The following is a 24,841-nucleotide window of genomic DNA, read 5'->3' as shown; positions in this document are numbered from 1 at the left end:
ATATACCACAGCCCTATTTCATAGGTTGATAGATAAAATAAAGTTCCTGTTTTTCTTTATTTCACCAAATTTTCTACTTGGAGTTGTGTTTGCACTTCTGCATGGACTTTACTTGGTAGCCCCCATAGTTTAATGAAGCCAACTGCTGCATCTTGATCAAAAGTATCAGCAGAAGTGTAAGTAGCCAAGTTTTCAGAATACAAACTGTTTTCTGATTTACGACCTTCGACAATTACGTTTCCTTTAAATAATTTCACGCGAACAACGCCATTAACATATTTTTGCGTTTCTTTTAAAAAGGCAATTAACGCATCGGTTAAAGGATTGAACCAAAGTGCGTTATAGATGATGTTGCTTAATTGTTGTTCAATTAGCGGTTTAAAATGCGCCACTTCTCGCACAAACGTCAAATCTTCCAACTCTTTGTGGGCAGTCATCAATGTCACTGCGCCAGGACACTCGTAGACTTCACGGGATTTAATCCCGACTAAACGATTTTCTACATGATCGATGCGACCGATGCCGTGTTTACCGGCTAATAAGTTTAATTCCATAATAATATCGGCAAAATTATATGTTTCACCATTTAACGCTACTGGAATACCTTTTGAAAAAGTAATTTCCACAATATCTGGCGTATCAGGTGTTTCTTCTAGTTCTGCCGTAATTTCGTAAGCTCCTTTAGGCGGTGTCGCCCACGGATCTTCTAAAATGCCGCATTCACAGGCACGTCCCCAAATATTTTGATCAATGGAATATGGATTATCCAAATCAGCGGGAATTGGGACACCTTTTTCAGCTGCATAGGCAATTTCTTCTTCACGGGACCATTTCCACTCACGGACAGGTGCAATCACTTTTAATTCTGGCGCTAAAGAATTGATCGCAACCTCAAAACGCACTTGGTCATTTCCTTTACCAGTACAACCATGTGCAACCGTTGTAGCGCCAGTTGATCGGGCTAGTTCAACTAATTTTTTCGCAATTAACGGTCGGGATAGAGCTGATACTAAAGGATAAGACTGTTCGTAAAAAGTGTGGCCTTGTAAAGCAATTAAGGCATACTCATTGGCAAACTCGTCTTTGGCATCAATGGCATAAGAAGCCACTGCGCCTACTTGTAAAGCTTTTTCCTTAATAAACGCCGTATCTTTTCCTTCCCCAATATCTAAACAACACGCGATGACATCATAACCTTCATCAGTCAACCACTTAATGGATACAGAGGTATCTAGTCCTCCTGAATATGCTAATACAACCTTTTCTTTCATCGTAATACGCCCTTTCTGTTGTGCTTTTTAATGTGAGTAAAAATGTGTTGACGCTATCGTATCAAATTGAAAATTAAAACGCAAGGAAAAATATAAATATTTATACAAAAACATTTCTAAAAAACATAAAATATACATAAATAAGCGATTTATAAATTTTTTTGTGTATAAAAAGTTGGCTGAGAAAGGTGAAAGGCAAAAAGTGGTTTTCTGAAAATAAAAGAGGGGGAACGCATTGTAAAGTACGTTAAAAATTATTTTTGTAATAGATGGAAATGATAGAAGTTAATTTTTACTATAGTTGAAAAAAATGTATCTCAAAAATAAAGTTTAAAAATACTTTGAAAAGCCGCGACTTTTGATTGACTTTGCGCCATTTTACCGTTATTATGTTAAATGGTATTGTTTACCCCACAAAGAGCCCCGGAAACTCAAGTGATTGTAAACATTCGAAATTGAAATTGGAGGAAAAAATCTTGCGTACAACATATATGGCCAAACCAGGCGAAGTAGAACGTAAATGGTATGTAGTAGACGCTACTGATGTTCCAATGGGACGCCTTTCAGCAGTCGTAGCTTCAATCTTACGCGGTAAAAACAAACCAACTTTCACCCCCCATGTGGATACAGGTGATTTTGTAATCGTCATTAACGCTGACAAAGTGAAATTAACAGGTAAAAAAGCAACTGATAAAATTTACTACCGTCACTCAAATCATCCTGGCGGCTTGAAACAAGTTTCAGCTGGTGAATTGCGTGCTAAAAATTCTCGTCGTTTGATCGAAACTTCTGTAAAAGGCATGTTACCTAAAAACACTTTAGGCCGTGCTCAAGGCATGAAATTGCATGTTTACGGTGGTGCTGAACATCCACACGCAGCGCAACAACCAGAAGTATTAGACATCACAAACTTAATTTAATAGGAGGGAATTTCATTGGCACAAGCTCAATATAGCGGCACAGGCCGTCGTAAAAATGCAGTAGCTCGCGTACGTTTGGTACCAGGTACTGGTAAAATTACTATCAACAAAAAAGACATTGAAGAATATATCCCACATGCTGATTTACGTTTAGTTATCAACCAACCATTTGGCGTAACAGAAACAACTGGCGCTTACGATGTAATGGTAAACGTAAACGGTGGGGGCTATGCTGGACAAGCTGGCGCAATCCGCCACGGCATTTCACGTGCATTATTAGAAGTTGATCCTGACTTCCGTCTTGCATTAAAACGTGCTGGTTTATTAACACGTGACGCTCGTATGGTTGAACGTAAAAAACCAGGTCTTAAGAAAGCTCGTAAAGCTTCACAATTCTCAAAACGTTAATCAATTCCTTATTGTATCAACGTTTACAAGAGTTTTTTGGTTCAAGTTGGTTCAAATTATCAATTTGACAAAGAATTTAAGAGGTTTAAAGCATCAGCATCTTGCTGGTGCTTTTTTTCTGGCATCAATTCAAGATAATAGTTCTGCGTTGTTTGAATATTGATATGACCTAAGCGTTTTGATACATAGGCAATATCAATATCTTGTGAAAATAGAAAAGAAGCATGAGTATCTCTTAGGCCGTGGAAGGTGGTTTTTGGAATATCTAGTTTTTTCAGTAATCTGGCGAGCTTAGCAGATTGTTGAAAGCCGTCAGGATCAAAAAAATATCCATTATCCTTAATCGGGACAGATTTTAGAATATCGTAGACTTCTTGGTTAATGGAAATATCTCGTCTTGAATTTTTGGTTTTTAACGAAGTATCTTCAGAAGTTGGACTAAGAGAACGTCTGACATGGATACCATATTCAAAGAGGTCTTCGGGACGTATACCTAAAAGTTCTCCGCGTCTCATACCAGTTTCTAAGGCAAGGAGTACAAGAATGTTAAACTCATTTTCTCGATGATTAATGACATAAGTACGCAGTTTCTTTAATTCGGTAATAGAAAGTGCACGGTTTCTCTTATCTAAAACTTTCCCTCGTGTTTTGACTAAATTTGCAAAATCGGTAGCAAGATAGCCACGAGCATAAGCATCTCGTAATGCCGTTTTGATTTTTAATAGTACTTCATGAGTGGTTTTACGAGAATGAGTCTCTGCATACTTATCTATTTTTCGTTGTACTACAATATCGTTCAAATCCTTTAACTGTATATCGCCAAACAATTTCTTCACCACTTGAGAAGTCCTTTGATAATTTTGAAAAGTCGTTTCTTTTACATCATTTTTCTTTATGATATGAATCCAGTTTTCAAAGAAGTCAGCAAATGTTGTTGTACGCTCTGCTAATTGTTTTCCATTTCCTTTCTCCAATTCATTTTCCAAAGCCCAACGAGTTGCTTCCTTTTTAGAGCTAAATGATTTTGTCAATTTCTTATGTTGACCATGGTTGTAAAGTGAGATCTGAGCTCTATATGAGTTACCACGTTTAATTATACTAGGCATTTATAACAAATCCTTTCACTGAAAGATGGTTGATAAATGCTAGTTGAATACACCGCCATTCTACATGGCGAAAAGCATCTAATCAACCATCCTACGATATTTTAGCTAGATAGAGTGCGTCTTAATAAAATTGATGAGGGAAGTGACAGTGTATCGCTCTTGTCTTCCTATCATAAAACGCTCTAACTCATCGTTTGCGCGAACGAATTTATCAAAAGATTTTGGATCAATCCCTAAAAACTGAGAAGCTTGTTCTCTAGTAAGTAGATAGGGCAATTCATAAGTAGTTATTGTATTTTTCATAGTTTATTTCCTTTCCAAAAATGTTTTTTGGCTGACACAAGGAAATGTGCTATACTCAACTTGTCTAGGGCGGAGTACGTTTATACATTTTAATGTGTAAGCTGTGCTTTGCTTTTTTTGTGTATTTTTTCTGTCTTCATATTTTGAAGACACTGGATATAAAATTCTACTTCTTCCTGATAATAATCAGGCTCAGCAATCAAATTTTCTAAAATTTTTTGCTGCCTTGAACTAAGTTTCCCACAGCTAATAATCTCGTTAATCAAATTTGAATCAAAATGATTATCTACCTCTTGAATAAATGCGAGGGTGGGAGAAACGCTGTGAATTAACCAATTCATACTTTTTTCAAAGCTTTGAGGAATTGTCTCTAAAGAAATGGTGATTGCGCCACGGTTGTCAATAAAGGCTGCCCATTTGGCATCGACTTTTGCATCTGGATCATTTGGATCACGGTCATAAAAACAAATTGCTCCATTAAGTAACTCAAAGAACAGTTTGGTTAAATCATGGGATCTTGAAATAATCTTTGCCAAGCTTTGTGCTTTCTCTTTTCGATACCGTAGTTCAAAGCGATTTTTCACTTCTGCCTCTTCAAGTGGTATTCCTCTTCGCTTTCGTTGTTCATAATCCTTCTGATAAAAACAAAAGCGACATTGACTCTTCTTTGAGCCTAAATACAAGGTCTCGCCATTTGATTCATTATTTGTGATATCCGTCCCGCCATGAGATTCACTCACTTGAAACGTGGTCCATACATGGCCTAGTGTTACTTTACGCTTTAGTTCTGGAATGCTGAGACTCCCCACAAAATCATCTAAAGTAAAATCAATCCGTGTAAAATTTCCCTGATAAGCTAATACCTTACGAAAGAACTCTTGCCAGTTTGATTTTGCGGTCTTCAAACGCATGGCAAGATGTTTACAGCCTTGACCTGAAAACTCCATTACGGTTCCTTTAACCGTATCGTCAATGGAATACCGAATCGTGATTACTTGATTCCAAACATATTGCCCAATATAGCCCTTTGGTGCATAATCCAATTCCTCAAAGCGTTCAATAGGCATGCCAATAATCTCTTCAATCAACTTTAAATGTTGATTCGAGAAAAAGTGAATGGTTAGATAATCAATCAAAACACGATTAACTGGAACAATCTCTTCTTGCAAACTATCCAATACAAGATTCAGTTTTTCTTCACTTAATCGTCTCGTTCCTTTTTCTACTTTCGATAATAACGATCTCGAAATTCCCACTTTTTCTGCTAAATATCGCTGGGTCCACCCCCTTTCTTCTCGAGAAACTCGAATCGATTCCCCGAAATCATGTTGATTCACTTGATTCATAGACAAACCTCCTTCTGCTATTTACTTGTCAAAGAACTAATTGACTTATTTTAAGCACAAACCAATTGTACGCCTGTATTTATTTTAAGTCAATATGTTTTGACTTTTTTTAAGTACGCACGTATACTAAATTTAAGAATTCATCCTGAGGAGGAGTTTTCATGGAGATAGACAAGCAGGCAGTAGGCAATCGAATTCGGCAGATTCGCCAGGAGTTAAAGCTGAGTATGGAGAAATTTGGCAAACTAATTGGTGATTTACCGCGAAGTACAGTCAATAACTGGGAACGTGGAATTAACCTTCCAAAAACTGAAACCCTTCACCAAATTGCAGAGGTGGGTCATGTCACCAACGAATATCTTTTGTATGGTGATCAAGAAAATCAATACATTTTAGAAATGCTTCAAAAAAAGGCAGGTAAGCTTGATCCTAAGATTGAAGGACTGATAGTAGACGAAATGAAACAAGCCGGTCTTGTTAGTGAAAAAGAAATGGATCGGATGATTGAATTTTTTATTACAAACCTCATTCCACCAACTGAACAAGACCAGTTTACTTTCCAATGTATCGACGAGAAAAAGCAGCTTTACCTTGGTTCAACCAATTTTGGTAAAGAAGCCCAACTCTATTTACAACATGATAATCAAAATCATATTCTGCACATTATGCCCTTTACCTTCTCCAACTTTAGTGTGGATCGCTTACTCGTCTATTTAGCAAATCAAGAATATTATTCCTATTTTGGAAAGCATTTGCCCAAGAAGCTAGTTGAAAAAGCCATCCTTCTATACTCGATAAATCAATTGACCGGAGATGTTCGAATTGCCCCGTTGGTCTATTCAACAGAAACAGCTTCTTATCAGTACACAGAGGACAATCAATATCTACTAGAACAACAATATCTTTATCTACCATTCGTGATGGAAGTCGAGAAAGAACGTCTGTTAAACGCAGCATATCCATCATCAAAATAAGGTGACAGAATTTACAAGCATGTGACAAAGAAAATACCGCTAGGACACTCCCCAATGGGTAGTTGTCACAGTTTCCTGTTCTTTGTTAGCCCCCTGTTAGCCCCCTGTTAGAACCGGGGGCTTTATTTCTGCAGTCCGGCTGCGCCTCCCTGCAATAGACAAAACTCCAGATCGGGTAATTCGCTTGTGGCGAAACCCGACATGGAGTTTGTCTTTTTATCAACAGAATTTTTTCCAAACAATAAGGAAGTCATAGTGTGTTCGTGCTGAATGTTTAATGGTTTGAAATATCTCTTAGCAACATTCGCTTGAAAAAATATATATTACGGATTGAGAAAATGAGTACGATTTAATTCAATCTGATTTGTCTATTTGCTATGTAAAGTTATCGATTATAATACAAATAAGAGTATTTTTGATATTAAGTCAGGATTAGATTATAGAATTAGGGATTATAATCTGATACGTTTGTTATAAAGATAAAACTAAGAATTGAGCCATAATTACATCTTTAATTGATTATTTCATTTTATAGTTGATCAATTTTAAGATATCAAAAGTACAAAATGAAATTTATACTAAACTGAATCCCCTGTTTTTTAACCAAAAAGATTAATAAAGGAGGATAAAAGGACTAAATTGATAGGAATATCCACTTTTTATTCCAAATTTATTTCCTAAAAGAATTACTATGTAGAAAAGCATTTTTGACACTCTAACCCTTCAAGAAAGTAAATATGTTAAATATTAATAGGATGGGGAGGGTAACCACGGAAAAGAAAAAATTGATACCTCTGTGTGGAGGAGTACTATATGATTATGCCGCTAACCACGTGAAAGAGGTGAAATTATTTTAATAAGAAAAAATAATAAAACTAATTTGGCACAGACTTATCTTAGTTATATTCCGAATCTATAAATGAGTAGTTATTATAATAGAATTTAAAAATGTAGAAAGTCAATCTTGGATAATTAGCCCAGTTGATGAATGGTAAACAATTATTTAGATTACATGATATTTAACATGATTAACATGAAACAAAAAAGTTCTTTTCTTTTATTAAATTGTAGAACTTTATACTGTATCCTTCCAATCAATCGGTATTCGTATTCATAATAAAAATCATTGGATTTAGATACTAAAGTAAGATAGAATTCTTTATATCAAGCACTAAGTAATTATAGGAAAATGTGACTTATTGATATTCAAAAGCATCAATACTATGTTCGTACATATTGAATAAATCTATTCTACAGTATACTACTTTGAAAGTTTTAAAATTGGAAGGTGTAAAATTGACTCTAAAAAATATTTTGGAAAGAAAAAGCATCGGTTACTGGGATTTTGCCGATTCAAAATCAATTGGGATACACAAAATAAGTGCATATCCAGCTACTATGGTTCCCGATATGCAAAAAGAATTAATAAAATCAGTTATGGAAGAAGATCATACAATTAAAAATATATTAGACCCCTTTCATGGCTCGGGAGTAACTTTAGTAGAAGGGGCAAGTTTAGGATTAAATCCTATCGGATTTGATATTAATCCACTAGCCAATTTGATTACTCGAGTAAAACTTCAAGGAGTAAGTAAAAAAAGTTTGATGACATCACTTAATAAAATAGAAAAAATATTGATTAATGATGACTTTGAATTTCCGCTACATGAATTTACTAATATTAATAAATGGTTCAGAAATGATATTATTAAAAGCTTGAGTAAGATTCGTGCTGCAATTCAGTTAGAGAAATATAAAAATATTAGACAGTATTACTGGGTTTGCTTAATAAATTGTATAAAAAGGTACAGTAATACTCGAACTTCTACATTTAAATTACATGTTAAAACGGATGAAAACATTCAGGGAATAAAAAATAATGTGATTTCTGATTTTTTAAATAATATTAAAACGTCATATAAATTCTTACCTAATTTTTCTAGAGAGAGACAGGTTTCATTATTTATTGGAGATACAGCAAATCTGATTAGTAAAATTGAAGATAATAGTATCGATATAATCTGTACGTCACCTCCTTATGGTGATAATGCTACTACTGTAACTTATGGTCAATATTCCATGTTACCTATTTATTGGATAGATAGAAGGGATTTGGGAATATTTGATGAAAGTCTTATAGAGAATTATTCAAGCATTGATTCTGCTAGTTTGGGAGGAAATAAAAAGAATTCAAATAATACTTTTTACTATTCATCTCAAATACTTGAAGATTATTTAGCTAAAATAGATGAACGAAAGCGGAAAAAAGTTAGATGTTTTGTAAATGATTATTTGGAAGTATTTTCCAATTTGAAATTTAAGTTAAAACCAGAAAAATATATGGTTTTAACCCTGGGAAATAGAAGAGTAGATAATCAAGTACTACCATTGACTGAAATTACTAGAGAATTTCTTGAAAAGCAAAATTTTACTTTTGAATTAGAAGTTATGAGAAATATCCCAACGAAACGAATGCCTAGAAAAGTTTCAAATGTGAAGAATCATGCCGTGAAGTCAATGAATACGGAATATGTTTTGATAATGAGAAAAAGGGGGGAATAGAGTGGAAACAACACAATCACAGATAACCGTCAGCGGCAATATAATTAGTGAATTATCTGAGAAAATTCCTAATAATATTATTGCTTTAAACGAGTTAATAAAAAATTCTTACGATGCGGGTTCACCATGGGTAAAAATAATACTTGATTCTGAAAAGAAAAATCTTACTATTAAAGATAGTGGGACAGGGATGGATACTGATGATGTTAATAAGTTATTTCATATATCATCAAGCGAAAAAGAATATGGTCATGAGATTGAAATAAACGGGCATAAAAGATTAATCCAAGGGTCAAAAGGATTAGGTTTTCTATCTGTTTTTAAATTTGGGCGAAAAGTTAAATGGAAAACTACGAAACGAGAGGTTTTGGAATTTTCAGTTGATTTCAATGAACTTATTAAAGAATACAATGTATCTGATTATCCATTAGTGATAAATCATTTTCAAAAAGAAGATGATGAAGCCGCAGGAACGGAGATTAGTGTTGAGGTTGATGAATATAATATAGGTAATTTGAAGGAGTACCTTTCCGATAAAGTTAATTTAACTAAAATCCTTAATTCTTTTATTTCCCAAAAAAATCAAAAGTATGATGACATTATTCCGGATCCTAATTTCATTATTAAATTAGTAATAGATGGGAATGAGTATGCAACAAATACACAAATAGATTTAGCTCTCCAGCATAAGAAAAATCAATTTCTACGCGTTAAATTTTCAACTGTTAAAAATAGAATAAATTATTTTTATAAGAACCAACTAGTATACTCGGAAGATTTTAATTCTCAAAATGAAGAATATTTATTAAGCTTAGACATTCAAACTTACATTTTAGAATCTTACGGTAAGAAAAAAATCAATGAACTTTTTTATAATCCAATTTCTCTTGAACTCACACCGTTACTGTACGTGAACAACAATCTCTTTAATAATTACTCGATATTTGATACTGCTGTTATGAAGCCAATTAAGACCTCCTTAGTTTTATCGCAAATGATAGGATATGTAAGTGTCGTAAGTTCAGATCCAAGAATTAGTTTTAATTCTGACAGAACACAATTTTCTCAAAATAGTTTAACTGATGATATTACCAATTCTATCAAAGAACTGAATAAAAAAATTCAAACTACAGGTTCAAAAATAAAAAATGAACTTAATGGTAAAACTGTTTTTTTAAAAACAAAACAAATTGATGAAGCGCAAATTATTGATGGATTTGATGCAATGACTTTAGTGAGACCAGATGTTTTACTAAAAGACTTTATTAAATGGAAGATTAATAATGGTAAAGTTGAATATACTCTATTTGATCGGAATTTTTCAGTAGAAATAATAAAAAAACAAAAGAAAGAAAGAAATATAGAAAAAAGAATTTATTTAGGTAAAATTGATGAAAGCTTTCGGTCTGAAGTTAGTAAGCTTGATAAAAATGTTTCTAGAAAAATCTTTTATGGAACAGTTGAGACCGATAAAATAGATTTAAGCAAGAGTGGGCAATGGATTATTAAGGATGAAATGGAAGATGAGATTGTCACTACTACAATAAATATAATTGAACCGGATCCTCCACAAATCAAGGTAAAAATTAGTGATGTAAAATTGCACCATGAGTATAAATATGATGATCTTTTTTCTGTAATAAATAGCTTTGGTGAAGAAGATAAAGGAGTGAAGTTAGAAATAATTTGTGATGAATTGGATGTAAACAATCAAAAGAGCCGAGGATTGATAACATTTGATTCTATAAGAGAAGTCAAGTTAAAAGCAAATCTCGTCGATAAAAAAACTGGTTTACAACATGAGATAGAGGCATATTTTAGAGTAATAGATCCGTCGAAAGAAATTAAGTCTACAGTCCACAGGCAAAATTTTATTAAGATGCCTGTATCACAAGCCCTTAATTTACCTATAGGCATTAAAGCCTTTGTCACAGAGCTTAACGAACTGGCGTTAAATGATAAATTCAGCTATACATTTGTGTCTTCGGTTAGAACACTTGTAGAATTACTCGTCATTGATATTCTAAATAATAGAGGAATTCTTAAAGAAGAGAATTTATCTAGTAACTATGAGTTAGTTGTAAAAGATTACGATTATTTTGTTCAGTTGATTACTGATAATAAAGATAAACAGACAATTAATAGCCTAATCAAATCAATTGGCTCAAGGAATGAGAGAGAAAGTTTTTTGGCTTTTCTTAACTTGAGTACGCATGGTAGTAACAGAATTATTTCGAAAAGTGAAGTTATGAATAAGACAAGAGAGATAGGAGTTCTGTTAGAGTATTTAAATGCTCTAAATTCATAATTAATCGCTATTGTTCTAAGAAAGATATATTCAACTAGCATCTATTGCGTGGTTCAAATTGGTTCAAATCCTATCTATAGTAATCATTTTTTATCAATTATAACGTAGGATAATTATTCCTGAATTCTTGATATAAACGGATTTCTATAGACTCGGATTCTCAAAAAATACACTTGTCTTTTCTCAAAACGTTAATTACTGCAGTCGTTGCGAATTTATTCGCTTACGAATACAGTATGGGACGGAGACTTCCTCGGAAATCGAGTGCCATTCATATCAACGATTTTGGGCATTATAATTTATGGGACCGATGGAATATTTCCATCAGGCCCATAAATTATAGTGCCTTTTTTTCTTTATCGTGTATCAAATGTGTTCTTTCTTTAATGCTACTTCTATACATTTCCTCTCTCCTCTTTTTGTGATAGTTTCCCTGTTCCTTCTACCTTTACATGGGAATATACTCCATTGGTAGCTATACCTATGCACTTTAATCCCTTGATAAACCGCTCAACTATTTCCCATTTACTATTAATTTACTACTTTCACTTTCTAGTAGCATACTTTATAAATTACTCCATACAGTGCTTTACATATACTCTTTTTACTAATATTCTTAAATAAATTGCATTTGTGGAGGTTATGATGATCGAGTTATTTGAGGTATTTCCCAAATTAGAAAACGAAAAAGTGATTATAAGGAAAATGGAATCAAGCGATGTTGTAGCGTTGTCAGAGATTAGCAATAATGACAATGTGTATAAGTATATACCACCGTTTTTATATAAGAAAAATATTAAGACATTAGAGACTGCAATCAAAAATTTTAGCGGGAGAGATTTTGAGAAGAAAAAAATGATAATTGCAGGAATCTATTTGAAAGATAAACCTAATAGACTAGTAGGTTTAGCAGAAATGTTCGACTACAAAAAGAAAGAAAACAAAATAACGATAGGTTATCGAATAAATGAGGATTATTGGAATAGGAAAATTGCGTCAAATACTTTGAAACTAATGGTGAACTATTTAACAAACAAAATTGGTATTACAACGCTTAATGCATTTGTCATGCCAGAAAATTTATATTCAGCAAAAATATTATTAAATAATGGATTTGTAAAAGAAGACTATACTTCGCAAGAAAAGAATTGGGGAGGCAAAGAAATTGTGTCTGTTGATGTATACACATATAAAAAAATCTAGATAAATTTCAGTTTATCGGTCAGTAAATATCAAATTTTATAGCAGAGTATTTGTTTCACCGCCACCATTTGTTTTCCACCGCGCGAGAAGGTGTCTTTTGCTTTGGAACGTATTTTAGAATACGTTTTTTCATCATCTAAGCATAGCTAACACAATTGGGTCAAAATTAAAAAATACGATGCTTCACGTGTATAAAACGTTAAAATAATCGAGGCTCCATTTTAGCAGTTTTATATCTAAAAAAAGAAATCTGATTTTTGATCAGACCTCTTAAACTATATTATATTTTTCCGGCTAGATAATACTTATAAGCTATTAAATTATTGACTTATCTTCTAACCATCACTTGATATCAAGAGTTACTTTAACAAAATAGCCTGTGCTAATAATATTTGTTTGTTTCGTTCATTAATAGCTTCGTCCACATCATTTCTTAGGAGATTAATAACCTTGATGGCATAGTCAGAAGACACAATCGCATGTCCTCTCATATGACCAGTTGCAATAGCTTGTGCATAAACTCGCGCAGAAAATTTACTTATCTCATTGACTGATTCTTTGGCAAGTGTGTTAGCTAAAAATCCTGCATTGCGCAATTCAAAAGCATTTATTTGAGCATCAATTCGCTTATATAAGATAGCAGTAGTTTTAGAAATTATCTCATTTTTTTGTTTTGCATCGCCAATATCTATATATGAAATGAACCTCTCAGCGTTCTTTCTGGCCCAAATAGCTAAGTTTCTTTGCGGTAATTTATTCAAAATATGTTCTAATTCATTTCGCTTAGCTAAATTATCAATAATTTTTATTTTATATGGGGATGGGATAATTATTTTATTAGCAATATACAATTGTCTTTCGTGTTCGTTCCAAGCATATTCTTCTGGACTCATGATGGATAAACTCCTTGATAAATCAAAATTTGTTTCATTATACCAAAGGCACAAATAAAGTGAAATGTTCTTTGCTTTTTATAAAACCGTTATCTATAAAACTAATTGCTATATAATTTGATTAAAAAATTGCTCACGATTTTTATGAATAGCTGTGAAAAATGCACCCACTTTTTTAAAAGGGCTGCATTTATTTGTTGCAAAAAATTTTCCCTTTTTTATATTCATGCGCCCAGCCTGATTTTGCTCACTGCCCATAGCAAATAAATAATCAAGGTGATAAAATTTAAGTGGTATTATTTTATTAATTCAAATTTTTAAAAGAGAGGTGAAAAAATGAAATATCGCGATATTAAAGGTGTGATGCAAGCGCGAACGGGTCTTTTTTTATATGATCCGCCAACGGGCAAAGGAAAAAGCTACGCAGCCAGAGAGTTGTTATATCAAAATGCTAAAAGAGGAACAGATAAGCAAATCTTCATCACTAATAATATAAAAAATTTGTCTACCAATGAAATAAAAGCGTTTTATAAAAAAGATGACCGTGAAGCTGAATTTGCTAATGAAGTATTACATATCAAAGCGAATGTCGATTTTTTGTTAAGTAATTTAACGACATTAACCGATTATCCAGAAGAATATAAGACGGAATTGTATAAAAAAACTTTTAAAGCTGTGCTGGAATATCATGGTGAAGAAGGAGAGCGTAAAAGGGAATTAAAACAAATTATTAGGGAGGACTTAGAGCCGCAATTTCGGAGTGAATTAAAAAAGATGATTGGCAATAACTTACCGCGACAATTAGAAGAGCGGCAAAGGATAATTAATGAAGATAAAAATTGGCAGTGGTTAAGTAAACTTTATCCAACTGCGAAAATTTGGAATTATAAAATTTTTTTCCTGACGGTCAAGAAATTTATTCAAGTTATTGATCCAATTATTGATAAAAATTTTGTCTTTTTAAATTCGTATTTAACAGAAGGCGCAACGATTGTAATTGATGAGTTTGATGAAACAAAAGAAGTCATTTTAGCAGATATTATTGATTATGCACTGAGCTCTCGTTTTGAGTTATTCAAAATCTTTCGCAGGGTCTATCATGCGTTAACAAATCCACGTCATGAAAAAATATTAAAAAAATATGATGATAAGTTGAAACGAAGCTTTTTAGAAAAGCGAGGAGAAAATTTTCCTGGACTAATTCTTGAAGCAAAAGAATTGTATGATAAGTATCGAATTGATTTAACTTACAGAACAGATGATGCAACGGTTAATACAAATAGAGTTGTGCTTTTTGATGGTGAAAATCATTTTTCTTACGACGATAAAAAAATATATACTTCGGCAGTTGTTAATACAGCTGAGGATAGGGTTGACTTGTCTTTTGTGAGTAAAGAAAAATATGAAGCAACTGTATTGGAAAAAAGACAGTTAAGACCAATTGAGATGATTACGGAATTGTATTATTTTATTGAAAAATTCAAAGCAGCAGTCGAACAGTGGGCCTATCAGTTGCGCACAGAAACCAATAATATGCGGGGAATAAATGATAGTCGCATGACAAGACATCAGTCAATTACATCTTTATTTAATCATTTTGAATTTTCACCAGATGAAATTGAAAAACTGGTAAATCGTAAAATGGGACCCGTTCAATTGAGACGTAACATTAAGGATGAGACTAAAATTCAATTGCAATGGTATGAATATGTTGATTCTGACAATAATTTTTTCGACACGATGATTCAAATGATGCGCATAGAAGATATCCCCGAATCCACCATTATTACTTTAGCTAAGCGAGCCAGAGTAATTGGTCTATCAGCTACGGCTTTAGTTCCAACCGTTATTGGTAACTATGATTTAAGAAGAATTCAAAGTCAGCTGGGAAAAGACTATCATGTGGCTACAGAAGATGAAACGTTATTGTCACATCAAACGAAAAATGATTATCAAAAAGCACATACGCTGTACAAAGAAAATCAGATTGCTTTTAAGACTTATGCTTTTGACCAATTTTATGATTTATCATTTACCGACAAAAAACTGAGTGAGATTATTTACCATTATCAAAATGAAAACTGCAGTGAAACACCAGAGCATTTAGCCCGTGAAACTAAAGTGGCCATTGATAATTTAATGGATAGAATTGATCAAGAAAATATTACTTTTTATCAAAATCGTTATTTGGAGTTACTAGAGTCTTTTTGTATTTTTTTAACCTCGCCTAAACAGCAATCTCTTTTGGCTTTGCAAAATACACTCCCAAAAATAAAAAAAGCCGAATTTGAGGCAGAATTTATCCAAAAAACTTTTAAAAAGTTAGCGAACTATTATCAGGTCAAGGCGGATATATTTATTTTAAAAAGTGAAAGTTACGAGGAGCGTAAACAAGAATTAATGCAAAGATTAAGTAGCGGTGAAAAAATTTATATTTTAACTTCTTACGCTACGACTGGAGCCGGTCAAAATTTACAGTATGCTTTTGGTGAGGAGATCGAAACTGTTTGTTTGCAGTCGGATTTAAGTGAAGAAATGAAGAGCATGTTAAAAGATATTGACGGTATTTATCTAGGAAATATCACCTATTTGCTGTCTTATCTACAGAAAAATATTGCCGATGAAGCATTGAATCGACAGATTTTGAAATTTTTATTAGAGATTGAATATATTTTTGGCAACGGCGAAATTAGTCGTGAATATAAAAATAACTTAGTAGGTGATATTTTAAAAATTTACGCAACGAGGCAATATCAACCGTTAAAGACTGGCGTATTGGCTAAAACGCCCAGCGTACGCCTAAAGGCTACTAAATTAGTTATTCAAGCAGTGGGAAGAATAACCCGCACAGAAAATAAAACAAAAAATATTACGGTTTTAATCTCACCTACACTTTTAGATACCATTACAAGTGAGGGGTTGAACCTTGAGATGTTAACGCCTGAGATGCGAGCTATTTTAAACTTGAAGCAAAAAGAACAAAACAAAGTAAATCCGCAAGTGATAGCTCGCAGACGACGGAATAATTTTCATTTGAAAAATAGTCGCTTATACGTGGACCGACTTTTAGCAAATATTCATACTAGTGAAAAAGCTCGTGCAGACTGGCGCAATCTAAGGTTAGCCTTATTACAGGCCCCTACTTGTAAATTTTTACCAACTGATGGATTAGCAGATGCTTACATTGAAGCTCCTGATGGCTTTAATAATCAATACTTTTATGCTGTTGATGAGTGGGAAACTTATTACTTTGGCACGAGTAAATCCGATTTGAAGCGACAATTTAAAGGAGAAATACCGACGATTTACGAGGTCTCACAAGAAAATGTCCGCCTTCAGACGTTATTAAAATATCCCGGTCTGAAAGAATATTTTATAGAAAATAATTTTAAAACAGAATTTGAAATGAATCCCTATATTGTCAATCCTAAAATCTATCAGGCAATTTTAAAAGGAGCATATGGCGAAGTCGCCGGACGTTTTATCGTCGAACAGGAGTTGGATATTTCTTTATTCGAAATTAAGACAGCTAGTGCTTTTGAGCTATTTGATTTTTATGATAAACAAAATAATTATTATGATTTTAAAAATTGGCATGAAATGACAAAAGTTCCAGCCGAGAAAATGTATGCAAAAATTAGGCAAAAATTAAAAGATGTTGGGGGACAAAAAGCGTGGTTACTGAATTTATTCAAACCAGATAAAGAGGTTGCTTTTCGCATTATGCCAGCTATCATTGAAATCCCATGGTTGCTTGATGATAAGGGAAATAGCGCTTTGAAAGAATGGTATCCTAAAATTAGGAGGGAAGAAAATGAAACGTGAGATTCAGCTTTACCAAAATAAATGGCAACCAAATTTTAATTTTGAGAAGTTGGATTGCGATTTTGATTTTTATCAGATTAACTGTGAGATGAAAAATAAAGAATTTTATCAAAAGTTTGTTAAAATAGGAGCTACTTTTTCCGAAATTAGTAATAGTTATCGTGGTAGTTACGAGGAACAGTCATTTGTGATGACAAAAAAAGGCGCCTTTAATTCGGAAAGATTGGACGCATTGTGTCATTTTTTTGCGCCCATCGAGGTACAAATAAAAAAAATTGCGAGTAAAAGTGTAAATGTTCCCTCCGATGGTTTTAAACACAGCATTGATTATCGGCCACTACTTGCTTTGCAATTAGGGCTACTTCCCCTTTATTCAAAGCGACATGGTATGACACAAATTGATGGGAATTGTTATTTTTTTATGCCAAAGAAAAATAAGAAATGGCATTATAAAAATCGCATTATCGGTTTAGGGATCATCTTAGAAAATGATGGTCGTTTTCGCACCAGCGCGAAAACATTTGCACTATTAAATGAGGATAATCGAAAAAATGCTCGTCAATTTTTTCGTTGGGATGCAGATACTAGTTGTTTAAAGCAGGTGACGCAAATAAAAGAGCAAAATCAGCCCTATTATACTGACTGTGCCGTTGCCCATACAGCTGCCCAGGTAAATTATTTGGATTTACGTTCTCAGACGCATTTTAGTCAGACTAGGATGGGAATTTTAGATTTGTTTATGCAGGAAATAAAAACACATTTCTCACAATATGTGACTTTAGAACTAGTAACGATGGCTGACATTGAATATTTTAGGGCCAAATATGTAAAAAAAGATCATACCAAAGAGTATATTGACTATTTTGCCGGAAAAACAATTTACTTGGTAGATCAGATAAAGACTGCAACCTCACAAGTTTTTATGCAAAAACTTTATGACGCAGTAACAAATTTTCCTGATTTTGCGCAGATAAATTTTCAAAAAACAGCGGCGGTTGAAAATGGGTATAATGTTGTTTTAATTCATAATCAAGAGTTTTATCATAGTGAGAAAGCCAAGGAAAAAGAGCAAGAAGATCCTTATCTTTTTATGAAGCAAGGAAAAATTATTCAACACATTACTTTGGAAGACTTTAACTATGCAGATGATGAGGGGAATTTTATTAGAGGACCAATTTATAAATTATTTCAAGAGCTGATTTTAAAAGATGTAAATTATAAAGGACAACTTAACGAGTTAACGTTACTAAACTATTTTAAACAGCAGCGTGGATGTGATTTTGCCATGTATTTTGAAGAAGAAAAAGATAAATATGGTCTTTGTTGGTTGAAGATTGATAAAACGGGTAAATTAACTTACCAATATTTTTCTCCGGAATCCTTCCAAACAGAACCGATTTTAAAAAAGCTAGAACGCTTGCGGAAGAAACGAAAGAACACTAGCCGCAATCCTAAACAAGTTGCTGGTTTTATTATTAAAAATGATGATCAGATTGCGATGATTTGTGAAACCCAGATGAGTACAATCTCTGATTTTAACTATATTAAGCAGGTTTTAGAGGACACGAAAAGAAAAGAAGATTCTATTAGACTTGGAAATTTACAGAAAGTAGTCGGAGATTTTTTACAACAAAATCCTAATCATCCTAAAATTCAGCAAGGGTATGAATTTTTAAATCAACTCACAAAATTACTAAAAGACAATGAGACTGCGACGATCGGTGAAATAAAGGGGGATTATACTTTAAGGGGTAATCCAGCTATTTTTAAAGACATTAATGAAACAGTACATGAAAAACTAGGCTATTATATATGGCCGCCCCTTCGCACTAAGGAGTATGAAGAGATGTATGGTAACTTACTTGATATTAATCTATTTTGTGATGAGCAAAAGCGCAAATATTATTTTGTAGGTATCCCGAAACATCAAATAAAACAAGCGCCAATTGCGAGAACCACGCGAATACGCGAATTAGTTTTTCCAGATACGCAATCTGAGTTTCGCTTTAAAGAGATTCAAGCGTTATTTGATATTGATATTGTCAAAAATGGGACATTAACAGTTTATCCCATGCCTTTTAAATTGATGCGAGAATACTTAAAAAACGAGCAACGTAAAGGGCGACAAAGAAGTAAAAATTAACCTGCATAAAATAAACACCTCCTTTCAATAATTCATTTGAAAGGAGGTGTTTGGCGTAAGACGATGTTTTTTAATATTGCACATTTCGTAATTCCTGTTATTTTTCATCAGGTGAACCGCGCAAAAAATAGCTACTGAAAAAAAATTCTACTTTATTTTGAGAAATCTTTTCTTTTTAAATGAATCCCAAAGACAATTGCTAAGATGATCGAAGCACCAACGACTAAAAAGAAGCCGGTATTGGAACCTTTACCGGGCAAGCCACCGGTATTCATGCCCCAAATACCGGAAATAAGAGCGGGAATGGAGATAATCAAAGCAGCGGAGTCAAGATATTTCATTAGATGGTTTAAATTATTATCCATCATATCTGAAAACAGTCCCCCCACAGTTTCCAATAAATCCCGATAAATCTTGATGAGTTCTTCAGCATGTTTTTGATGCAGACGAATGTCATATAGGACTTTTGGATTATTGAGCTTTTCAATGAATTGCTCTTTTTGCCATAAACTATCCAAGGTGCTTTTTTGACCGGCAAGGGTATGATCGAGATAAACCACTTTGCGATTGGTATCTGCTAATTTGAATAATTCTTTATTTTCAGTGGTTTTTCTAGCTGCTTGATCTAGAGCGTCAATATCTTTTTTGATGGCTAGTAACTCCTGAATGTAATGGTTATATAACATAAACACGCTATACGTAATTAGTCCTTCAAAAGTTGTTATTTTATCTTTATATTTTTGCAAGAGATGGTCTAAAAAAGAGGATTTGTTCCCAAAGTAAGTGATTAAAAGTGAGTCTGAGAGAATAAAGATGATTGGTTTTAACCGGTCTTCAATTTTCTCTGCTTTTTTTTCGGATAAATTGGTCAAAACGAGGACATAGGCATTTGTCAAAGAAGTTTCTTCTAAAGCATCAAAGTGGGAAACTTCTTCGGCGGCACGGGCACCGACAAAAATTTCTGCTGGCAAATTGTACTTTTCAATCAAGTTTTTTCGTTCTGTTTCACTGGGATTATCTAAAACCAACCAGTTACTTTCCGCTGCTGGTACTTGCTGGATTCCATCATTTCCTCCAATTTGAAAATGTTTAATCACGACTTTGACCTCTCTTCGTTTTTTAATATTTAATCGTTTCCTACTCATAAGATGTACACCAATAGATGTAATATGTCAAATAAATGCAAAATTAATAATAATTATGCTTTTTTAAAGCGGTTTATTTTGGCTTATTTGCTAATTGCGTTACAATAAAATGAGAATGAAAGGAGAGCGATATGATGGAACCTATATTGAAAGATCCACGAAAGTTGTATTACACAGATGGGTTTGAAAAACAAGATCAAGAAACGCCTGCCCTTCAAACGAACATGAAACCAAATCCAGACTGTGGGGAAGAAAGTTATGTTGGCAACCACAAATTAGAAAATCGGCGCGTGTTAATTACAGGCGGAGATTCAGGTATTGGGCGTGCTGCAGCCATTGCTTTTGCGCGAGAAGGTGCTGATGTGGCGATTCAATTTTTCCCGGGAGAAGAAAAAGATGCCAAAGAAGTGGCAAATTGGATAGAAAAAGCTGGTCGCAAAGCAGTATTACTTCCTTTTGATTTACGTGATGAGGCTGCACCAAAAGAAATCATTACCCAGACTGTAGCAAAACTTGGCGGGCTTGATACTTTAGTGTTAAATGCCGCGCAACAAATCTCACAAGAATCCATTGAAGAACTACCGATGCAACAAGTAAGAGATACGTTTACGATTAATATTATCGCCATGTTTGAACTGGTTCAATTGGCACTGCCTCATTTACCTGCTGGCAGTAGCATTATTACAACAACTTCGGTGCAAGCTTTTAATCCAAGCGATAATTTGATGGACTATGCAGCTACCAAAGCTGCGATTGCAAACTTTACTGTTGGATTAGCCAAACAATTGGCTAAAAAGGGAATCCGTGTGAACGGAGTAGCACCAGGCCCGATTTGGACACCACTGCAATTGGATCAAGGCCAACCACAAGAGGCGATTCCAGAATTTGGTCAAGAATCACTGTTAGAAAGAGCAGGACAACCGGTTGAATTGGCACCCGTTTATGTTTTCTTAGCTTCAAATGATTCCAGTTATGTGACGGCGCAAATTTATGGTGTGACCGGCGGCGAAGCAATTAATTTGTAAGGGGATGATAGTATGAATGCCAAAAAAGTATTGAAGTCAATTGCTATTCCTGTGTTGATTAGTCTTGTACCTATGCTGATCAAACGTAAAAAAGAGGCGACCGCTGCCAAAAAATAAATTTTAGTTTAAAGAATATACGGCCAATAAAAATTTAGTTGGCTAAAAAAGAGGTGCTTTATGAATCGGGGTATAAAAGCAATTGGCATCATTCTTTCTTTATTATTGTTAATTGTATTAGTAATGATGGCATTGATTTCTGCAGTATACCTACAATTACCTATCGGGATAAGAGGCGTAGGATTTTTACGTAATAGTTTAACGAATACAATTTTCAATCAGTTGCTATTTTGGATTGCAATTGTATTTGCGGTTGTTTTGTTAATCGTAATTTTAGTACTGATTTTCTATCCAAAAACGAAGCAAACATTTGTCTTACAAGAAGATCATGGCCGCTTAGTGTTGGATAAAAAAGCAATTGAAGGATTTGTCCGCTCAAAATTAGCAAGTGTGGACTTTGTTTCAACACCCAAAGTTAAAGTACGGGCAACAAAAAATAAAATTAAAGTGTATGTTGCTGGACAATTGGCTCGAACTTCGATGCTGGTGGATAAAACAGGAACCCTAGTAGAAGAGATTCGCAGTGAATTGCAAAGTATTTTAGGTAGTGAAGCACAGGTTAAAGTCGAAGTGAAATACGACGGCTATGAAGAAAATAATGAGACGAAAAATAACTCAAGAGTAGAATAGGAGGGAGTACATGAAAGAATTTGTTTCGCAATACAAACTCCCTTTAATTTTTGGGGGATTAGGTCTAATTTTAGCAATTTTATTTGTTTCAATTGGTTTTTTTAAAACGTTATTAATTATTTTATTGACGGCTTTAGGTGCTTTTTTGGGGCACTATTTGGAAAAAAATGGTGTAATACCAGCGATTTTTAAGCAACAAAATAAATCGTAGCATTAAAATTTAAAAATGGATTATAGGAGGAGATTGAATGGACAATCAATTTGAAAATAAAGAAAAAATGGGCATGCCAAGTGCTAATAACATGGAAAATACTGCGGAGCACAAAGATGATGTGAAAAAATCTAAAGCAGATGTACCCGGGGATGTAACGTATGATGATAAGGTAATTCAAAAAATTATTGGTAACGCAGTGGCAAAAATTGATGGTTTATTGACAGTAGATGGTGGCTTTTTCTCTAACGTTGCCGAAAAGTTAGTCAATACAGATAATGTTACCACTGGTATTGATACTGAAGTTGGCAAAAAACAAGTGGCGGTTGATATGGATATTGTAGTGGAATACGGACGGGATATTCCTGAAATTGTTGATCATATCAAACAAGTTATTCAAGAAGAAGTTAAGAAGATGACCCATCTTGAAGTTGTGGAAGTAAATATTCATGTGGCGGATGTGAAAACCAAACAAGAATATGAAGAAGACAGTGAAACAGTGCAAGATAAAGTAACAGATGCGGCCCAAACAACCGGACAGTTTGCTTCTAAACAAGCGGAAAAAGCTAAAGACGCAGTCAATCAAGGGGCAGATAAAATTCAAAATAAAATAGATGAAAATAAAGACGATCATGTAAAATAAATAGTTAAAATAAAGGAGGAATCATCATGGGAATCATTTGGTCATTAATTGTTGGTGCAATCATTGGTGTTATTGCAGGTGCGATTACCGGCAAAGGCAATAGCATGGGCTGGATTGCAAATATTGTGGCAGGTTTAGTAGGTTCGGCTTTAGGACAAGCATTATTTGGTAATTGGGGACCTTCATTAGCAGGCATGGCATTAGTTCCTTCGATTATTGGTGCTGTTATCCTTGTGTTAATTGTTTCTTTTTTCTTAAGTCGAAGTAAATAAGGAAAATAAAATGCTCGTTATTGTCGATATGCAAAATCGGATTTTGGATTCAGCGGATGAAAATTATATTCCTAGTGCTAAAGCACTACTTCCTCAGCTGAAAAATAGATTGGATTACGCCCGAAAATCAGCAGAAGTCGTTTTATTTACGCGGGATATTCCAATTGAATACAAAGACCAAGCAGAAGAAATAACAAAACTACAAATTATTCGTGAGCTGGCGCCTTTGAATCATGAATTTGTATTTAAGAAAAATTATTTCACCTTAGCACCAGAAACGTTACTTGAAATTCGGCGATTAGTGGAAAAACAAAAGCTGCCAAAAGAAATTGAAGTAGTAGGTGCCGAGCTTAGTATTTGTGTCTTAGCCAATATTTTGGCTTTACAGAGTGTTTTTCCAGCAGCGGACTTTTATGTGAATCCACAACTAGTTACTGGTAATAAGTGGAATGCAGAAGCACTAAAAATTTTACAAGAGTTTAATATCAAAGAAAAATAAACTCCTAATAGACTGACCCCCAAAAGTTAGACCAGCAATCTGACTTTTGGGGGTTCTTTTTGCTTATTTTTTATTGTAATGACGATTAATTAAAAAGATTAAAAAGAAAATCAGAAAAAATTTCAAATGGCGCTGCTAGTAAATTGCTTAAGCCTTCCAACATGCTATCACTTCCTTTTCTATAGCTCATACTAGCAAAAAATTATTAAGGATTTTTTAGCATGACAATATTGTTAGAAAGAAAGTGCCTACAAGCTTTTTTTCTATCTAATTCCTTGAAGACCTCCAGTATTTCAATAAATTTTCTTCATTATAACGTACCAAAACTGACAAAAAAAGAGGCGGGGCGGGTAATGGGTAAAAGTGCAACGTTTATTTACTTTATTTTAAATAATATCAAAGGCAATAATTTTATTAATCACATTGACAATGTATTCTGGTGATTCTTTTTGACCATGATTGACCCATTCTTGTAAGACACCAAATAATGCATTACTAAAAAAAGCTACTAGGTACTGTTTTTCTAAATCTGACGTCACTGGAATTGTTAAATGAGATAAGACATTATCCAGGGCATTTTTTTTGAGGACAGCCTTAATTTGATTTTGAATTTCGGTGGAACCATGATCAGAAATGAGTAGCGCTAATAATTGTCCTTCATCTTTGAAGTAGTCTAAAATATAAAGTAAAAGAGAATCACGGGTCATATTGGTCTTGGGAAAATTTTCAATCAGCTGATTGATATGGTGCATCAGTTCAATTTGATATTTTTCAACTAAGTCGTACTTATCTAAGTAGTGTAAATAAAAGCCACTGCGGCTAATACCAGCGGCGTCACAAATGTTTTTGACCGTAATTTGATTGAAATTTTTCTCTTTTAATAATTGAATCATCGCTTCGGTGATCCGTTGTTTAGTGCGATAATAGCGGATATCTTTATCAGATTGCATAACAAACTCCTTTGTTTATAATCAATTTTTTCAAAGTGTCTATTAAAGTCGCAAAGAGCTTGCACTTTTTTGGGACAAAATTATACT

21 protein-coding genes are annotated in these 24,841 nt (G+C 33.7%); 14 read left to right on the top strand and 7 right to left on the bottom strand.

Going from position 1 to position 24,841, the window contains the following annotated elements; genetic code table 11:
- Positions 1 to 56: 56 nt before the first annotated feature.
- A complete protein-coding gene (locus tag RU96_RS03505) occupies positions 57 to 1,271 on the bottom strand; it encodes an argininosuccinate synthase (RefSeq protein ID WP_071864160.1) in 1,215 nt (404 codons plus the stop codon).
- A 473-nt stretch (positions 1,272 to 1,744) separates the two neighbouring features.
- Between RU96_RS03505 and rplM the strand changes: the two genes are divergently transcribed.
- Entirely contained in the window at positions 1,745 to 2,191 is a 447-nt protein-coding gene (gene rplM, locus RU96_RS03500; protein WP_308618381.1) for a 50S ribosomal protein L13, read from the top strand.
- A 15-nt stretch (positions 2,192 to 2,206) separates the two neighbouring features.
- Complete coding sequence (rpsI, locus tag RU96_RS03495; protein ID WP_071864159.1) at positions 2,207 to 2,599, top strand: 30S ribosomal protein S9; 393 nt, start codon at positions 2,207 to 2,209, stop codon at positions 2,597 to 2,599.
- A gap of 59 nt (positions 2,600 to 2,658) precedes the next feature.
- Here the strand turns inward: rpsI and RU96_RS03490 are convergent, their stop codons facing one another.
- The 3 genes from RU96_RS03490 to RU96_RS03480 form a co-directional block, all read right to left on the bottom strand.
- Positions 2,659 to 3,705: a tyrosine-type recombinase/integrase gene (locus RU96_RS03490; RefSeq protein ID WP_002406514.1), complete on the bottom strand. Its 1,047-nt coding sequence runs from the start codon at positions 3,703 to 3,705 to the stop codon at positions 2,659 to 2,661.
- 105 nt (positions 3,706 to 3,810) lie between these two features.
- Entirely contained in the window at positions 3,811 to 4,008 is a 198-nt protein-coding gene (locus RU96_RS03485) for a DNA-binding protein (protein WP_067626993.1), read from the bottom strand.
- Between the two features lie 89 nt (positions 4,009 to 4,097).
- Positions 4,098 to 5,354 carry a replication initiation factor domain-containing protein gene (locus tag RU96_RS03480; protein WP_071864158.1) on the bottom strand — a complete coding sequence of 419 codons (1,257 nt, stop codon included), beginning with the start codon at positions 5,352 to 5,354 and terminating at the stop codon, positions 4,098 to 4,100.
- Positions 5,355 to 5,515: 161 nt separating this feature from the next.
- On the opposite strand from RU96_RS03480, the gene RU96_RS03475 reads away from it, so the two are divergent.
- From RU96_RS03475 to RU96_RS03460, 4 genes are all read left to right on the top strand, one after another.
- Positions 5,516 to 6,328 (top strand): helix-turn-helix domain-containing protein, encoded by an 813-nt coding sequence (locus tag RU96_RS03475; RefSeq protein ID WP_071864157.1) that lies wholly within the window; start codon positions 5,516 to 5,518, stop codon positions 6,326 to 6,328.
- A 1,296-nt stretch (positions 6,329 to 7,624) separates the two neighbouring features.
- Positions 7,625 to 8,890: a DNA methyltransferase gene (locus RU96_RS03470; RefSeq protein WP_084035451.1), complete on the top strand. Its 1,266-nt coding sequence runs from the start codon at positions 7,625 to 7,627 to the stop codon at positions 8,888 to 8,890.
- A gap of 1 nt (position 8,891) precedes the next feature.
- Complete coding sequence (locus RU96_RS03465) at positions 8,892 to 11,198, top strand: ATP-binding protein (protein ID WP_071864156.1); 2,307 nt, start codon at positions 8,892 to 8,894, stop codon at positions 11,196 to 11,198.
- A 645-nt stretch (positions 11,199 to 11,843) separates the two neighbouring features.
- Positions 11,844 to 12,401 carry a GNAT family N-acetyltransferase gene (locus RU96_RS03460; protein ID WP_169818339.1) on the top strand — a complete coding sequence of 186 codons (558 nt, stop codon included), beginning with the start codon at positions 11,844 to 11,846 and terminating at the stop codon, positions 12,399 to 12,401.
- A gap of 359 nt (positions 12,402 to 12,760) precedes the next feature.
- On the opposite strand, the gene RU96_RS03455 is transcribed toward RU96_RS03460, so the two are convergent.
- Positions 12,761 to 13,294, bottom strand: a complete 534-nt coding sequence (locus RU96_RS03455) for a putative immunity protein (RefSeq protein ID WP_071864154.1) — start codon at positions 13,292 to 13,294, stop codon at positions 12,761 to 12,763.
- Between the two features lie 336 nt (positions 13,295 to 13,630).
- Here RU96_RS03455 and RU96_RS03450 point away from each other — a divergent pair, with 336 nt between their 5' ends.
- Positions 13,631 to 17,119 (top strand): hypothetical protein, encoded by a 3,489-nt coding sequence (locus RU96_RS03450; protein WP_071864153.1) that lies wholly within the window; start codon positions 13,631 to 13,633, stop codon positions 17,117 to 17,119.
- Entirely contained in the window at positions 17,109 to 19,262 is a 2,154-nt protein-coding gene (locus RU96_RS03445; protein WP_071864152.1) for a hypothetical protein, read from the top strand. Before RU96_RS03450 ends, RU96_RS03445 begins: the two co-directional genes overlap by 11 nt.
- Positions 19,263 to 19,414: 152 nt before the next feature.
- Here RU96_RS03445 and RU96_RS03440 read toward each other — a convergent pair whose 3' ends face one another.
- Positions 19,415 to 20,359 (bottom strand): magnesium transporter CorA family protein, encoded by a 945-nt coding sequence (locus RU96_RS03440; RefSeq protein WP_071864151.1) that lies wholly within the window; start codon positions 20,357 to 20,359, stop codon positions 19,415 to 19,417.
- Positions 20,360 to 20,538: 179 nt separating this feature from the next.
- On the opposite strand from RU96_RS03440, the gene RU96_RS03435 reads away from it, so the two are divergent.
- The 6 genes from RU96_RS03435 (at position 20,539) to RU96_RS03410 (ending at position 23,804) form a co-directional block, all read left to right on the top strand.
- Positions 20,539 to 21,432, top strand: a complete 894-nt coding sequence (locus tag RU96_RS03435; protein WP_071864150.1) for an SDR family oxidoreductase — start codon at positions 20,539 to 20,541, stop codon at positions 21,430 to 21,432.
- A 177-nt stretch (positions 21,433 to 21,609) separates the two neighbouring features.
- Entirely contained in the window at positions 21,610 to 22,179 is a 570-nt protein-coding gene (gene amaP, locus RU96_RS03430) for an alkaline shock response membrane anchor protein AmaP (RefSeq protein WP_071864149.1), read from the top strand.
- Between the two features lie 10 nt (positions 22,180 to 22,189).
- Positions 22,190 to 22,390 (top strand): DUF2273 domain-containing protein, encoded by a 201-nt coding sequence (locus tag RU96_RS03425; protein ID WP_071864148.1) that lies wholly within the window; start codon positions 22,190 to 22,192, stop codon positions 22,388 to 22,390.
- A gap of 37 nt (positions 22,391 to 22,427) precedes the next feature.
- On the top strand, positions 22,428 to 23,033 hold the full coding sequence (locus RU96_RS03420) for an Asp23/Gls24 family envelope stress response protein (RefSeq protein ID WP_071864147.1): 606 nt from the start codon (positions 22,428 to 22,430) through the stop codon (positions 23,031 to 23,033).
- A gap of 26 nt (positions 23,034 to 23,059) precedes the next feature.
- The gene (locus tag RU96_RS03415; protein ID WP_071864146.1) at positions 23,060 to 23,305 is read left to right on the top strand and encodes a GlsB/YeaQ/YmgE family stress response membrane protein; all 246 of its coding nucleotides are present in this window, start codon (positions 23,060 to 23,062) and stop codon (positions 23,303 to 23,305) included.
- 10 nt (positions 23,306 to 23,315) lie between these two features.
- Complete coding sequence (locus tag RU96_RS03410; protein ID WP_071864145.1) at positions 23,316 to 23,804, top strand: isochorismatase family protein; 489 nt, start codon at positions 23,316 to 23,318, stop codon at positions 23,802 to 23,804.
- Positions 23,805 to 24,190: 386 nt separating this feature from the next.
- On the opposite strand, the gene RU96_RS03405 is transcribed toward RU96_RS03410, so the two are convergent.
- A complete protein-coding gene (locus tag RU96_RS03405; RefSeq protein WP_071864144.1) occupies positions 24,191 to 24,754 on the bottom strand; it encodes a TetR/AcrR family transcriptional regulator in 564 nt (187 codons plus the stop codon).
- Positions 24,755 to 24,841 lie beyond the last annotated feature (87 nt).

Source organism: Enterococcus canintestini (genome assembly GCF_001885735.1).
GTDB classification, from domain to species: domain Bacteria; phylum Bacillota; class Bacilli; order Lactobacillales; family Enterococcaceae; genus Enterococcus_C; species Enterococcus_C canintestini.
This window is presented reverse-complemented; position numbering and strand designations above follow the sequence as displayed.